Origin of the sequence: Paracoccus sanguinis, from assembly GCF_900106665.1 — a bacterium.
Classification (GTDB): Bacteria; Pseudomonadota; Alphaproteobacteria; order Rhodobacterales; family Rhodobacteraceae; genus Paracoccus; species Paracoccus panacisoli.
This window is the reverse complement of record NZ_FNNA01000002.1, coordinates 462,348-476,617: the sequence shown is the minus strand read 5'-3', so window position 1 is coordinate 476,617 and position 14,270 is coordinate 462,348. Positions and strand designations below refer to the sequence as shown.

Genomic DNA, 14,270 nt, shown 5'->3' with positions numbered 1-14,270 from the left:
TCGCGTCGCGGCCTTGGCGGCTGCCGGACCCAAGCGCCCGGACGCGGCGACACCGGGGGCGGCCGGGCCTTGCCATCGGGGGGCGGGGGTGCAAGCTCTGGGCCCATGACCGCGATCCATTTCACCGCCAGCGATACCGACATCGCGCTGTCCGCCCTGGGCCGGCTGATGGACCGCTACGGGCAGGCCCCGGTGGCGCGGGCCGACGTCGTGGTGGCGCTGGGCGGCGACGGGCAGATGCTGTCGGTGCTGCGTCAGAACCTCGGGCGACCGGTCTACGGGATGAACCGCGGCACCGTCGGCTTCCTGATGAACGACTATGCCGAGGACAACCTGCCCGCCCGCATCGCCGGGGCGGAGGTGACCGTCATCAACCCGCTGTCGATGGTCGCGGGCGCGCCCGACGGGGCCGAGCACCGGGCGCTCGCCATCAACGAGGTGAGCCTGCTGCGCGCCGGCCCGCAGGCGGCCAAGCTGCAGATCAGCGTCGACGGCCGGGTGCGGATGGAGGAGCTGGTCGCGGACGGCGCCCTGCTCTCGACCCCCGCGGGCTCGACCGCCTACAACTACTCGGCCGGCGGGCCGATCCTGCCGCTCGGCTCGGACGTGCTGGCGCTGACCGCCATCGCCCCCTTCCGCCCGCGCCGCTGGCGGGGGGCGATCCTGCCCAAATCGGGGGTGGTGCGCTTCGACGTGCTCGACCCGCGCAAGCGCCCGGTGATGGCCGACGCCGACTCGCGCCAGGTCGAGCGGGTGCTGTGGGTCGAGATCCGGTCCGAGCCGCGCATCGCCCACCGCATCCTGTTCGACAAGGGCCACGGGATGGAGGAACGGCTGATGCGCGAGCAGTTCGTCTGACGCGGCTTGCGGCTGGGGTAAGGCGGCGTCCCGCGAGACAGACGCCGCAGCTTCAGGCGCCACACGCCACAACCGCCGGCCGACGACCCGCGGCGGGCGGCGTCAGCTCACCAGCGGCTTGGCATTCTGCCCGTGGCGCACCGCCAGCTTCCGGCCCAACCGGCCCGAGGCGAGCGTCCGCGCCGCGGCGGGCCGGTAGTCGCGGCCCGCGAGTTCGGGGAACAGCGTCAGGATCTCGGCCAGCGCGGCCGGGCCGATCGACTTCAGCGCCTCGGGTCCGGTGAACAGGCTTTCGGTTTCCGCCCCGTTCGAGATCACCACCTCGTGCCGGTCGAACAGCAGGTGGTAATAGACGACCGCCGCCAGATCATGGGCGACGTCGATCCCGTTGATCTGGCAGAGTTGCTTGGCGGCAACCAGAACCTCGTCGGTCCCGAACATCTTCTGCGCGATCTTCGAGCGGACGAGCACCCGGTGCTGCGGGCTGACCAGCAGATCGGCGGCCGGAACCCCGTGCCCCAGGGCGCCGGCGCGGATGCGGATCGGGCGCAGCTTCTCGTTCCCGGCGAGCTCACGGGCCGAGAGGCTGCGCGACCCGATCCAGCGGATCGGCTGCAGCCCGTTGTCGCGGGTCACGACGAGGTCACCCTCGGCCAGCGCCTCGACGGCGACCGCGCCGCGGTCCGTCTCGATCATCGTGCCGGCGGCGAAGCAATAGGGGGCCGCCACGATGAAATCGATGTTCCTGTAGGTGATGCCGCCGTAGGTGAACGTCTGGTTCGGCCCGCCGTAGTACCGCTCCGAGGTTGGGTCGTAGGTGAAACTGGCCGCCAGCGCGTTGGTCAGGTCCCCCAGCCCGCCGGGGCTGGCGGTGATGATCAACTGGTCGTCGTTGGGCAGTCCGATGCCCATGTCGACCGTGAAGTTGCCCGTCGACGCGCCGACCGTGTCGCTGCCCGGCCCGGTGAAGATGCGATTGGGCGCGACGACGCCATCGCCCAGGAACACCCGGTCGTTGCCAGACCCGGTGGTAATCGCGTCGGACGCGCCGTTCAGCGTGACGTTGTCGCCGACCAGCAGGTAGTTGGCGCCATCGCCGGCATTGATGTTGCCTTGAACGACGCTGTGGCTGCCGATCTCGACCGTGTCGGCCCCGCTGCCCATCGCGATGGCGCCCCGTACGGTGGCGTTGGACCCGATGACGACACTGTTGTTGCCGCTGCCCATGTTGACGGTGCCGACCGACGACCCATCGCCCACGATCAGCCTGTCGTTGTCGCCGGAATCGTCGCCGCCCGTCACGTTGCCGATCGACGAATTGCTGCCCACGGTGATGTCGCTGCCGTCGGTCCCGCTGGCAGAGATGTTGACGCTGCGCGCGTCGGTGTCGTCGGGCACCCGGATCTGCAGCGACAGGTCCTCGCGTGCCGGCCACACTTGTGTGGTCACGTTGTAAGCGCCGTGCCGGCCCTGCTCGAGCGACACCACGGGATCGGCCTCGGACTGCGCATACCCGCGTTCGGGACGAAAGTTGACGCTGCTGGACAGCGTGTTCGACAGGATCACCTCGTCGCCGTTGCGCAGCCAGATGTCACCCGGCGCGTGCAGGGTGAAGCCTGTCGGCACGGGGCCGGTGTAGGTGGACGGATTGTTGACGATGTAAAGCTTGGCCATGATGTCTTCCTCATCGGGCCGACCCGCATGACGGTCGGCGGACTGGAGAGGCACCGATTTCCCGGGAAAATAAGCCTTTGATGGGCAGGACGACGTCCAGCCCACGCTGAGAACAAAGGTTGGCGCTCAACGGGACACATAGCAAATCTGGCCGGTCGCGACAACCGCGGGGCGAGTATTCCGGCCACCGGGCCGTCGGGCGCGCCGTCTGCGCCGACGATACGGTCGCGGGGCGTCGTCGCGGACGGGGCCGTTGCCGCGCGGTCCGGGCTCGGCTAAAGCCGCCCCATGCTGGACAACCGCCCCCAACTGCCGCCCGAAATCGCCCGCCGCCGGACCTTTGCGATCATCTCGCATCCCGACGCCGGCAAGACCACGCTGACCGAAAAGTTCCTGCTGTTCGGCGGCGCCATCCAGATGGCGGGACAGGTCCGCGCCAAGGGCGAGGCGCGGCGCACGCGCTCGGACTACATGAAGATGGAGCAGGAGCGCGGCATCTCGGTTTCGGCCTCGGCGATGAGCTTCGATTTCGGGGCCTACCGCTTCAACCTCGTGGACACGCCCGGCCACTCGGACTTCTCCGAGGACACCTATCGCACCCTGACCGCGGTCGATGCCGCGATCATGGTGATCGACGGCGCCAAGGGGGTGGAAAGCCAGACCCGCAAGCTCTTCGAGGTCTGCCGGCTGCGCGACCTGCCGATCCTGACCTTCTGCAACAAGATGGACCGCGAGAGCCGCGACACCTTCGAGATCATCGACGAGATCCAGGAAAACCTCGCCATCGACGTGGCGCCGGCCAGCTGGCCGATCGGGATGGGGCGTGACTTCCTCGGGTGCTACGACCTGCTGCACGACCGGCTCGAGCTGATGGACCGCGCCGACCGCAACCGGGTGGCCGAGACGGTGCAGATCGCGGGGCTCGACGACCCGAAGCTGGCCGAGCACATCCCGGCGGGCCAGCTCGCGCAGCTGCGCGAGGAAATCGAGATGGCGCGCGAGCTTCTGCCCGCCTTCGACCGCAAGGCGTTCCTTGAAGGCCACATGACCCCGATCTGGTTCGGCAGCGCGATCAACAGCTTCGGCGTGCGCGAACTGATGGCCGGGATCGGCGAGTTCGGCCCCGAGCCGCAGCCCCAGACCGCCGCCGAGCGCCAGATCGCGCCGGAGGAGACGCCGGTCACCGGCTTCGTCTTCAAGGTGCAGGCCAACATGGACCCCAAGCACCGCGACCGGGTGGCCTTCGTCCGCCTCGCCTCGGGGCATTTCGAGCGCGGGATGAAGCTGCTGCACGTCCGCTCGAAGAAGCCGATGGCGGTGTCGAACCCGGTGCTGTTCCTCGCCGCCGACCGCGAGCTGGCCGAAGAGGCCTGGGCCGGCGACATCATCGGCATCCCGAACCACGGCCAGCTGCGCATCGGCGACGCGTTGACCGAGGGCGAGGGGCTGCGCTTCACCGGCATCCCGTCCTTCGCCCCCGAGCTGTTGCAGACCGTGCGGGCGGGCGACCCGATGAAGGCCAAGCACCTGGAAAAGGCGCTGATGCAGTTCGCCGAAGAGGGCGCGGCCAAGGTCTTCAAGCCGATGATCGGCTCGGGCTTCATCGTCGGCGTCGTGGGCGCGTTGCAGTTCGAGGTGCTGGCCAGCCGGATCGAGCAGGAATACGGCCTGCCGGTGCGCTTCGAGCCGTCGCAGTTCACCTCGGCCCGCTGGGTGTCGGGTGAGCGCGAGGCGGTGGACCGCTTCGCCGCGACCAACAAGCAGCACATGGCGACCGACCACGACGGCGACACGGTTTACCTGACGCGCCTGCAGTGGGACATCGACCGCGTGGTGCGCGACCACCCCGAGCTGAAGCTGACGGCGACCAAGGAGATGATGGTCTAACCCTCATCCCGCCGCGCGACCGGAGCGCCCGATGCCCATCCACGAACTCGCCGCGCTCGGGGCCGCGATCTGCTGGGCGGTGACGGGGCTGCTGTCGGCGGGGCCGGTCCGGGCGCTGGGGCCCTTCGGCTTCAATCTGATCCGGCAGGGGATCGTCACCGGCGTCCTGCTGGCGCTGGTGCTGGCGACGGGCCGCTGGCGCGGGATCGACGCGGCGCTGCTGCCGCCGATGCTGTTGTCGGGGCTGATCGGCATCTTCGGCGGCGACACGCTGCTGTTCTTTGCCTTGCGCCGGCTCGGGCCGCGCCGCACCGGGGCGCTGTTTGCGATGAACGCGCCGATTGCGGCGGTGCTGGGCTGGATGGTGCTGGGCGAGACGCTCTCGGCGCAGGGCGTGGCGGGCGTCGCGCTCTGCTCGGTCGGGGTGGCGATCTGCGTCCTCGGCCGCGGCGGGGCGAGCGACTTCGAGGCCGTGCGCGGCCGGGTCGGGACGGGCGTGGCGCTGGGGCTGCTCGCGGCCTTCGGTCAGGCGGCGGGGTCGATGATCGCGCGGCCGGCGATGGCGGCGGGGATGGACCCGTTTGCGGGCTCGCTGATCCGGGTCGCGGCGGCGGTCGCCTGTCTTGCGGCGCTGATGGCGCTGCGCCTGCCGGTGGCGCGGATCGAGGCGCGGCCGGGGCCGCGGATGACGGCGCAGATCGCGGCCTCGGGCGTGATCGCCATGGTCGTCGGCATGACGCTGCTGCTGTTCGCGCTACAGGGCGGCAAGGTCGGGATCGTCTCGACCCTGTCGGCGCTGTCCCCGGTCGCGATCCTGCCGGTGCTGTGGGCGGTGACCGGCGAACGCCCCAGCGCCGCCAGCTGGGCCGGCGCCCTCATCGCCGCCGCCGGAATGGCGCTGATCTTTCTGCGGTGATGAGCGGATTTCAGCTTGCAACCTTAGGGATGTCTACTCTACACGGCGACAACTTTATCAAACCGCGAATTCCGATGCTGCGAGAAATCCGTGACCGACTGCTGTTTCCGTTCGCTCGTGCCGCGGTCAATGCGCAATCTACCCTAAGCTGGTGGCGCGCGCGCGGAAAACCGGATCAGGTTATCTTTGACCGACCTTACGACGGCCGGCCGGCGATGCTGCTGGCGCTGTACCAGAAGGGGCGGGTCAGGCCGGATGTCTGGCGGATGCTGCGGGCGGCAAGGGCGCTTGATCTGCACATCGTCGCGGTGAACACGCTGCGGCTGCAAACAGACGAGATCGAGGCCCTGAAAGAGGTCGTCGACTGCTATATCGAGCGGCCCAATTTCGGCCGCGACTTCGGAAGCTATCGAACCGGTTTTCTGCACATCTCCGACCGCGGCTGGTGCGCTGACTGTCCCCGCCTGCTGATGCTGAACGACAGCGTCTATTTCAGCCAGACACGCACCCCCGCCTTTCTGCGCGACATGATGGACAGCCCGGTTGAAGTGCTGGGAGCGACCGAGAATTTCGAGATCGAACATCACCTCGGCTCGTTCTGCATCGCGATGGACGGCAGTATCCTGCGCAATCCCAGGTTCCAGAAATACTGGAGGGAATACCGCCTGACCGATGTCCGTCCGGCGGTCATCAGGAACGGAGAGATGAAGTTGTCCCGCCTGCTGCGCCGTCTGGTGTCCTCGCCGGCGCAGTTCACTGCACTATACAGCTCGGAAAACTATGTGGCCAAGCTTGCCGAGGACGACCATCTGCTGGATTTCAGCATTCGCCATGGGCGGAACGGTTATTACAGTGCGACCGGATGGAAAAGGATATCGCCGATTGGCCTGATGGACTATATCCGGGCGCGCCACTTGGTCCCACTGCACGAGATCGCGGCCGGGGCCGGGGCAAAGGGAGGCGGCGTGATCGTCGAAACCACCGTTCAAGAATTGGAGGAACGCGCTTTCGTGTCCGGTTATGAGGACATGGTGGATTATATCCGCGGGCTGCTGAAGGACGTCAGCAAGTTCGATCCCGAACGCAGTCGCTCTCTGATCGCCGCTTATCTGGGCGAAGTGTTCATGGAAGGCAGCCAGATCCACCAGAACGCGGTGGTGCTGCTGCGGATGGGGCTGCCGATCATCAAGCTGGACGGGATGTACCGCGGCATGTTCAACTTGGCAGATGTGGACATGCTGGCAGGAGAGCTTGCCCCTATCGAAAGGTCCGAGTTGCGCCGCGCGTTGATGGACCGTCCCTATGGGGGCGATACGCTGATCGGCTGGAAGCGGGCGGCGTTCATGCGGGGGTATCTGTGATGGCCGCAGTGCCGCATGTTCTGCTATGCGGCTATGAACGCGGGGGAACGACACTCCTGTCCGATATCTTTCGGGCCAACGGCTACGCCTCCGGGTTCGAGTGCGGTGTCCTGCTGGCTGCGTCTCCGCAGGACTTCCGTACGCTGAAACCCTACTGGGACATGCTTCCGGGCGGCTGGTCGATTTCCGAACAGGTTCGCGCCGACGCGGCATCGAAGGATTTTTCCGGCTTTTATGACACCGTTTGCCGTGCGGCATTTCCGGATCATCAAGGTCCGTTCTTTGACAAGACTCCGAAATACATGGAACGGCTGGGCGTCGTGCGCGCGCGCGCGCCGTTCATCGACAAGGCGGTCGTGATCCATCGCGACCCCCGCGCTGTCTTCGTGTCGATGGCAAAGCGTCTGTCGCCGAAGCTTGACCCCAAGGCTGCGGTCGAGCGCAATTTCAACGAGCTCACCTCGCGCTATCTGTCGTATTTCCTAGGTGCGATCGCCCATCTGGGGTCACCCGACACGCTTTTCGTGCCTTTCGAAGAGATGGTGGGCCGCGAGGACGCCTGGATGAAGGTTTTGGGTCTGTTTGCTGCCGGACGCCAGTTTACGCGCCGCCAGAAGCGCAGCCGGTTCGAGAATGTCACATCGGATGGTATGGACCTCGCCAAGGTGATCGAGTTCGACCGGGTGCTGTCCAGCGGCCTGCAGACACGGATATTGAACGCGACGCGACTGGCGGCGCCGTTCATCTGCGATCCGGTCGCGCGGGTGCGGCTCGGCGACCAGTGGGACGACATGTCCGGGCGCGCCGACAGGATATTGCGCCGTTTCGACTTGCCTCGGACAGGCGCTGTCGTCGATGGACAGCTGTTCGAGCCGTTCGCCTATCTGCTGCGCTATCCCGACGTACTCAATGCGGGCGTGAATCCGGTGGTTCATTTTCAACGCCATGGGCGGCAGGAACGGCGCCGCGCCGCCTAACCCCCCGTCAGCCGCCCGTATTCCGAAATCGCAAACCGATCCGTCATCCCGGCGACGTAATCCAGCACCACCCGCGCCCGCCGGGTGGTATCCGAGGCCGCGGCCATCTCGTCCTGCCATTCCACGGGCATCAGCCGCGGGTCGTCCATCAGCATCGGGAACAGCGTGTTCAGCATCGCGGTGACGCTGGCGCGTTCCTCCATCACCGTTTCCGCGCGGTACATGCGGGTGAACAGGAACCCCTTGATCGCCTTTAGGTTCTGGTAGAGCGGCTTGGAGAAGCGGATCACCGGGCCGTCCATCGCCCGGATCGCCTCGACGTCCGCGGGGGCGGCCGCGGACAGCCGCCCGCGGGCGACGGCGATCACGTCCTCGACCATCACCCCGAACACCCGGCGCAGCGCCTCGTGCCGGCGCCGCATCGGGTCGAGGCCCGGGTGCAGCCGGTCCACCTCGGCCAGCGCCGGGCCGACCAGCGGCAGCTCGGACAGGTCGGCCTCGGTGAAGAGCCCGGCGCGCAGGCCGTCGTGCAGGTCGTGGTGGTTATAGGCGATGTCGTCGGCCACCGCCGCCACCTGCGCCTCGGCGCTGGCATGGGTGTCGAGCCGCAGGTTCCAGTCGGCGTTGACCTCGGCCAGCGCCCAGGGCCAGGGGGCGGGCACCGGGCCGTTGTGCTTGGCGATGCCCTCGAGCGTTTCCCACGTCAGGTTGAGGCCGTCGAAGCCGGCGTAGTGGCGTTCCAGCCGGGTCACGATCCTCAGCGCCTGGGCGTTGTGGTCGAAGCCGCCGTATGGCGCCATGAGGGCGGCGAGCGCATCCTCGCCGGTGTGGCCGAAGGGCGGGTGGCCGAGGTCGTGGGCCAGCGCCACCGCCTCGGCCAGATCGGTGTCGAGCCCGAGCGCCGCGGCGATGGTGCGGGCGACCTGCGCCACCTCGATCGTGTGGGTCAGCCGGGTACGGTAATAGTCGCCACGATACCCGTCGCCGTCCTGTTCGACGAACACCTGCGTCTTGTGCTTGAGCCGGCGAAAGGCCGACGAGTGGATGATCCGGTCGCGGTCGCGCTGCCAGGGCGAGCGGAAGGTGGACAGCTCCTCCGGGTGGCGGCGGCCGCGGCTGGCCTGCGGGCGGCAGGCGAAGGGGGCGAGGCCGCCGGGACGGGCCACGGCCATCTCGGCCGCGGGGTCGGGGGCAGTCGGGTGCCGGCGGGGCGGCGAAGCGGGGACCATGCGGCGGCGGGCCTTTCGGGGCGGGTTCCTTGCGGGACGTGCCTTGCGAACCTATAGTTCGTGATCAGGACACGAAACGGGAACGCCCCATGAACCTGCCCCCCAAGGTCACGCCCCGCGCCTTTGCGCGGCTGGCCGAGATCAACGCCGGTAGTTCGGGTGACGGTGCGGTGCCCGCCCTGCGGGTGGCGGTGGCCGGTGGCGGCTGCTCGGGCTTTCAGTACGACATCCGCATGGACGCGCCCGCGCCGGACGATCTGGTGCTGGAAGAGGCGGGGCAGCGCGTGGTCGTGGACCCGGTGTCGCTGCCGTTCCTCGCCGGGGCCACGATCGACTGGTCGGACGAGCTGATCGGGGCGCGCTTCACCATCGACAACCCGAATGCGAGCGCCTCGTGCGGGTGCGGCACGTCCTTCTCGATCTGACCCGCCATGATCTTCGAGATCCTGCTGATCGTCCTCTTGACCGTGGCCAACGGCGTGCTGTCGATGTCCGAGCTGGCGGTGGTCAGCTCGCGTCCCGCGCGGCTGGCGAGCATGGCCGAAAAGGGCGACCGCGGCGCGCAGGTGGCGCTGGGCCTGCTGGAACAGCCGGGCAAGTTCCTGTCCTCGGTGCAGATCGGCATCACCCTCGTCGGCGTGCTGACCGGCGCGGTCTCGGGCGCGACACTGGGCGCGCGGGCGGCGGGCGCGCTGGTCCGGGCCGGGATGCCCTTCGGCGTGGCCCAGACGCTGGGCGTGTTCCTTGTCGTCACCGCCATCACGGCGCTTTCGGTGATCGTGGGCGAGCTGGTCCCCAAGCAGATCGCCATGTCCAACCCCGAGCGGATCGCGGCCCGCGTCGCGCCCTCGATGCGGATGCTGGCGCGGATCGGCACGCCGCTGGTGTGGTTTCTCGACACCACCGCGCGGCTGGTGCTGCACCTGATCGGGGTGCGCGACCAGTCCGACCGCGCCATCACCGACGAAGAGGTCCGCATGACGCTGACCGAGGCCACCCAGGCGGGCGTCCTGCTCGAGGGTGAGCGGGGGATGATCGCGGGGGTCATGCGGGTCGCCGACCGGACGGCGGCGGCGATGATGACCCCGCGCCGCGATGTCGAGACGGTGGACGTCACCGACCCGCCCGAGGTGGTGATCGAGAAGGCGCGGGCCGCCCGGTTCTCGCGCCTGCCGGTCACCGAGGGCTCGGCCGACGAGATCCTGGGCGTGGTGGCGCTGCGCGACCTGATCGGGGTCGAGGCGCCCGACCTGCGCGCGCTGATGCGCGAGGCGCCCACCGTGCTCGACGCCGCCGACGCGCTGTCGGTGATCGAGGTGATGCGCGTGACGCCCTCGCGCATGGTGCTCGTCTATGACGAATACGGGCATTTTCAGGGCATCATCACCGCGATGGACCTGCTTGAGGCGATCACCGGCGATTTCGTCGACGCCGAGGGCGAAGAGCCCGACGTGGTCCGCCGCGCCGACGGCTCGTGGCTGGTCGCGGGCAGCGAGAGCGCCGACGAGTTCGCCGGCGAGACGGGGTTCCCGGTGCCGGACGGGGATTTCCACACCGTCGCCGGGATGGTGCTGTCGATCATCAACCGCATCCCGCGCACCGGCGACGTCTTCACCCACGAGGGCTGGACGGTCGAGGTCGCGGACATGGACGCGATGCGGATCGACCGGCTGATCGTCACGGCGCCTGCTGCCGAAAACTGAGCCGCCGGACCGGGGCGCTGCCCCGGACCCCGGGATATATGGATCCAGCCCGAGGGATCAGAGCCGTGAAGATCGCCAGCTTCAACATCAACGGTGTCAAGGCGCGGATCGCACAGCTGACCGCCTGGCTGCCCGAGGCGCAGCCCGACGTGGTGGTGTTGCAGGAGATCAAGACCGTGGACGAGGGCTTCCCCGCCGAGATGATCGAGGATCTCGGCTGGCAGGTCTGGACCCACGGGCAGAAAAGCTGGAACGGCGTCGCGCTGCTCTCGCGGCTGCCGGTCGAGGATGTGCGGCGCGGCCTGCCCGGCGACGACGGCGACGAGCAGGCGCGCTGGATCGAGGCCGAGGTGATGGGCGCGCGCCACGCGGTGACCGTGGCCGGGCTTTACCTGCCGAACGGCAACCCGGCGCCGGGGCCGAAATACGACTACAAGCTCGCCTGGATGGAGCGTCTGCGCGCCCGCGCCGCCGCCCTGCTCGACACCGAGGCGCCGGTGGTGATGCTGGGCGACTACAACGTCATTCCCGAGCCGCGCGACGCCGCCCACCCCGAGCGCTGGGTCGAGGACGCGCTGTTCCTGCCCGAGACGCGCGCGGCCTTTCGCCGCATCGTCAACCAGGGCTGGACCGACGCGCTGCGCATCCGCGATCCGCACGGGACGCGCGGGCCCTTCACCTTCTGGGACTATCAGCGCCAGGCGTGGGAGCGTGACAACGGCATCCGCATCGACCATCTGCTGCTGAGCCCGCAGGCCGCCGACCTGATGCGGGATGCGGGCGTGGACCGCGACCAGCGCGCGACCGAGAAGCCGTCCGACCACGTGCCGGTCTGGGTCGAGATCGACGCCTGACCCGACGCGCGGGGCCGGGGCGGCCTTCGCTCTTGCAGCATCCGCGAAACCGGGCTTAGGGTCGCGGGCCATGAACCCCGCCGATTTCAGCCAGTTCGTCGAGATCACCCCCTCTGCGCCGGTGTCGGCGACGGTGCACGGCTGGCGCGCCAAGTGCCTGCAGCGGCTGATCCGCATGGACCTGCCGGTGCCGCGCAGCCGGGCCATCCCGGCCAGCGTCGTGCGCGCCATCGCCGCGGGACGCTCGCTTCCCGAGGCCGAGCTGGGGCGGCTGATCGCCGAGGGCGGCGGGCTGATGGGGGTGCGTCCCTCGGCGATGGACCCCGAATGGGGCGGGCCGAGCACCATCCTCAACATCGGGCTGAACGACGCCTGCCACCGCCAGCTCACCGAGCGGCTGGGGGCCGAGGCGGCGGATGCGCTCTACCGCGGCTTCGTGCAGTCCTATGCGATCCACGTCGCGCGGCTGGACCCGGACATGTTCTCGGACCCGGCGGCGTCGCTGGCCGAGGTGCTCGACGCCTATCAGGACGAGACCGACGAGCCCTTCCCGCAGGACCCCGCCCGGCAGCTGGGCGAGGTGCTGCGCTCGATGGCGCGGGCCTGGGACGGGCCGACCGCGCGGCTTCTGCGGCAGGCCAAGGGCGCGCCGGCCGACGCGCCGCTGGGGTTGGTGGTGCAGGACATGGCGCTGGCGCTGGGGCCGGGGGTCACCGGCTCGGGCTCGATCCAGTTCATCGACAGCGTCACCGGCACGCCCCGCATCACCGGCCGCTTCCGCGGCCAGACCCAGGGCCGCGCGGTCGGCCGCGACGCGGGGTCGATCTATCTCACCCGCGACGCCCGCGGCCCCTCGCTCGAGGAAGCCGCGCCCGAGGTCTTTGCCGATCTGGTCCGCTTCGGCGTCGCCGCCCGCGAGCGGCTGCGCGAAGAGATGCAGATCGAGTTCGTCGTCGCCGACGGGGTGCTGTCGATCATAGACGCGATCCGCGTCCAGCGCTCGTCGCGCGCCGCGGTCCGCATCGCGGTGGCGCTGGCCCGCGACGGGATCATCCCGCCCGATCAGGCGCTGATGCGGGTCCAGCCCCGCGCGCTGGCCGAATTGCTGCACCACCAGGTCGATCCGCGCGCGCCGCGCGACCTCATTACCCGTGGCATGGCGGCCAGCCCCGGCGCCGCCACCGGCCGCATCGTCTTTTCCGCCGCCGCCGCCCAGGCGGCCGCCGCTCGCGGCGAGGCCGCCGTGCTGGTCCGCCGCGAGACACTGCCCGAGGACATCCGCGGGATGCACGCCTCGGTCGCCGTCCTGACCGAGCGCGGGGGGATGTCGAGCCATGCCGCGGTGATCGCCCGCGGGCTCGGCCTCCCCTGCATCGTCAGCGCCGCGGGCATCCACATCGACGTGCGCGCCCGGGTCATGCGCGCGGGCACCCGCAGCTTCCGCGAGGGCGAAGAGATCACCATCGACGGCACCTCGGGCGAGGTGCTGGCCGGCGCCGCCGAGATGCTGGAACCGGCGCTCGACGACAGCTTCACCCAGCTTCTCGACTGGGCCGACGCCGCGCGCGAGATGGGGGTGCGCGCCAACGCCGACACGCCCGAGGACGCCCGCACCGCCCGGATGTTCGGGGCGCAGGGCATCGGCCTCTGCCGCACCGAGCACATGTTCTTCGAGGAGAACCGCCTGCCGGCGATGCGCGAGATGATCTTCGCCGACCGCCCCGAGGACCGGCGCGTGGCGCTGGACCGGCTGCTGCCGATGCAGCGGGCGGACTTCACCAACCTGTTCCGCATCATGGACGGCTATCCCGTCACCATCCGCCTGTTCGACCCGCCGCTGCACGAGTTCCTGCCCCACGACCGCGAGGGGATGCGCGAGCTGGCGGAATCGCTCGACCTGCCGCTGTCGGACGTGGTGCGCCGGGTCGAGGCGCTGAGCGAGTACAACCCCATGCTGGGGATGCGCGGGGTGCGGCTCGGGATCACCGTGCCCGAGATCTACGAGATGCAGGCCCGCGCCATCTTCGAGGCCGCGATCGAGGCCGGGCGGCAGGGCGAGGGCGTGGTCCCCGAGATCATGATCCCGCTGGTCAGCGCCATGCGCGAGGTCGAGCTGATCCGCCACCGCATCGAAAGCGTCGCCGCCGCCGTCCGAGCCGAGAAGCGCGCCGAGTTCGCCTATCGCCTGGGGGTGATGGTCGAGACGCCGCGCGCCGCCCTGCGGGCGGGCGAGATCGCCGCCCATTGCAGCTTCCTGTCCTTCGGGACCAACGACCTCACGCAGATGACCTATGGCCTGTCGCGCGACGACGCGGCGCGGTTCATGAACTCGTATGTCGGGCAGGGGGTGTTCAGCGAGGACCCCTTCCACATCCTCGACCAGGACGGAGTGGGCGAGCTGGTGATGATCGGCGCCGCGCGGGCACGGGCGCAGAAGCCGGGCATCACCGTCTCGATGTGCGGCGAGCATGGCGGCAACGCCGATTCCATCGCGTTCTGCCTGCGCGCCGGGCTCGACTATGTGAGCTGTTCGCCCTTCCGCGTGCCGGTCGCGCGGCTCGCTGCGGCGCAAGAGACGATCCTGCGCCGGCTGGCCGATTCGGGCCGCGCCGAGGCGGGATTGGACTCTGCCGCGCCGCCCGCGGGGGTATGATCCCCGGCGAAAAATCGCAAAACCCCGCCGAAGCCACCGACTCCGGTCGGCGAGTTCCCGCCTGAATCGGTCGATTCCGGACCCGTTCTGCCTGAGGTTGTGGGGGCCGCTGGTAAAGCCCCGGCCGCTGGTCGCATCACCGCTGCCAGAGAGGGTGT

Annotated in this window: 11 protein-coding genes; 9 read left to right on the top strand and 2 right to left on the bottom strand. The window is 69.4% G+C overall.

The window, feature by feature from the left end; all coding sequences use genetic code 11:
- Nucleotides 1-105 precede the first annotated feature (105 nt).
- The gene (locus BLW17_RS08830) at nt 106-858 is read left to right on the top strand and encodes an NAD kinase (protein ID WP_036710484.1); all 753 of its coding nucleotides are present in this window, start codon (nt 106-108) and stop codon (nt 856-858) included.
- A 102-nt stretch (nt 859-960) separates the two neighbouring features.
- On the opposite strand, the gene BLW17_RS18545 is transcribed toward BLW17_RS08830, so the two are convergent.
- Nucleotides 961-2,532: a Hint domain-containing protein gene (locus BLW17_RS18545; protein ID WP_231572736.1), complete on the bottom strand. Its 1,572-nt coding sequence runs from the start codon at nt 2,530-2,532 to the stop codon at nt 961-963.
- A gap of 288 nt (nt 2,533-2,820) precedes the next feature.
- Between BLW17_RS18545 and BLW17_RS08820 the strand changes: the two genes are divergently transcribed.
- From BLW17_RS08820 to BLW17_RS08805, 4 genes are read left to right on the top strand one after another with little or no spacing between them, the layout of a single operon-like run.
- A complete protein-coding gene (locus tag BLW17_RS08820) occupies nt 2,821-4,419 on the top strand; it encodes a peptide chain release factor 3 (RefSeq protein WP_036732089.1) in 1,599 nt (532 codons plus the stop codon).
- A 31-nt stretch (nt 4,420-4,450) separates the two neighbouring features.
- The gene (locus tag BLW17_RS08815) at nt 4,451-5,335 is read left to right on the top strand and encodes a DMT family transporter (protein ID WP_036732091.1); all 885 of its coding nucleotides are present in this window, start codon (nt 4,451-4,453) and stop codon (nt 5,333-5,335) included.
- Nucleotides 5,335-6,696 (top strand): rhamnan synthesis F family protein, encoded by a 1,362-nt coding sequence (locus BLW17_RS08810; protein WP_139305962.1) that lies wholly within the window; start codon nt 5,335-5,337, stop codon nt 6,694-6,696. Before BLW17_RS08815 ends, BLW17_RS08810 begins: the two co-directional genes overlap by 1 nt.
- Complete coding sequence (locus BLW17_RS08805) at nt 6,696-7,673, top strand: sulfotransferase (protein ID WP_074826434.1); 978 nt, start codon at nt 6,696-6,698, stop codon at nt 7,671-7,673. The genes BLW17_RS08810 and BLW17_RS08805 overlap by 1 nt, the downstream gene beginning before the upstream one ends.
- On the opposite strand, the gene BLW17_RS08800 is transcribed toward BLW17_RS08805, so the two are convergent.
- The gene (locus tag BLW17_RS08800; RefSeq protein WP_036732147.1) at nt 7,670-8,845 is read right to left on the bottom strand and encodes a deoxyguanosinetriphosphate triphosphohydrolase; all 1,176 of its coding nucleotides are present in this window, start codon (nt 8,843-8,845) and stop codon (nt 7,670-7,672) included. The genes BLW17_RS08805 and BLW17_RS08800 overlap by 4 nt on opposite strands.
- A gap of 146 nt (nt 8,846-8,991) precedes the next feature.
- Between BLW17_RS08800 and BLW17_RS08795 the strand changes: the two genes are divergently transcribed.
- From BLW17_RS08795 to BLW17_RS08780, 4 genes are all read left to right on the top strand, one after another.
- Nucleotides 8,992-9,327: a HesB/IscA family protein gene (locus tag BLW17_RS08795; RefSeq protein WP_036732100.1), complete on the top strand. Its 336-nt coding sequence runs from the start codon at nt 8,992-8,994 to the stop codon at nt 9,325-9,327.
- Nucleotides 9,328-9,333: 6 nt separating this feature from the next.
- The gene (locus BLW17_RS08790; protein ID WP_036701787.1) at nt 9,334-10,605 is read left to right on the top strand and encodes a hemolysin family protein; all 1,272 of its coding nucleotides are present in this window, start codon (nt 9,334-9,336) and stop codon (nt 10,603-10,605) included.
- A 65-nt stretch (nt 10,606-10,670) separates the two neighbouring features.
- Nucleotides 10,671-11,459, top strand: a complete 789-nt coding sequence (gene xth, locus BLW17_RS08785; protein WP_036732103.1) for an exodeoxyribonuclease III — start codon at nt 10,671-10,673, stop codon at nt 11,457-11,459.
- A 70-nt stretch (nt 11,460-11,529) separates the two neighbouring features.
- Nucleotides 11,530-14,112 carry a putative PEP-binding protein gene (locus BLW17_RS08780; protein ID WP_052176273.1) on the top strand — a complete coding sequence of 861 codons (2,583 nt, stop codon included), beginning with the start codon at nt 11,530-11,532 and terminating at the stop codon, nt 14,110-14,112.
- Nucleotides 14,113-14,270 lie beyond the last annotated feature (158 nt).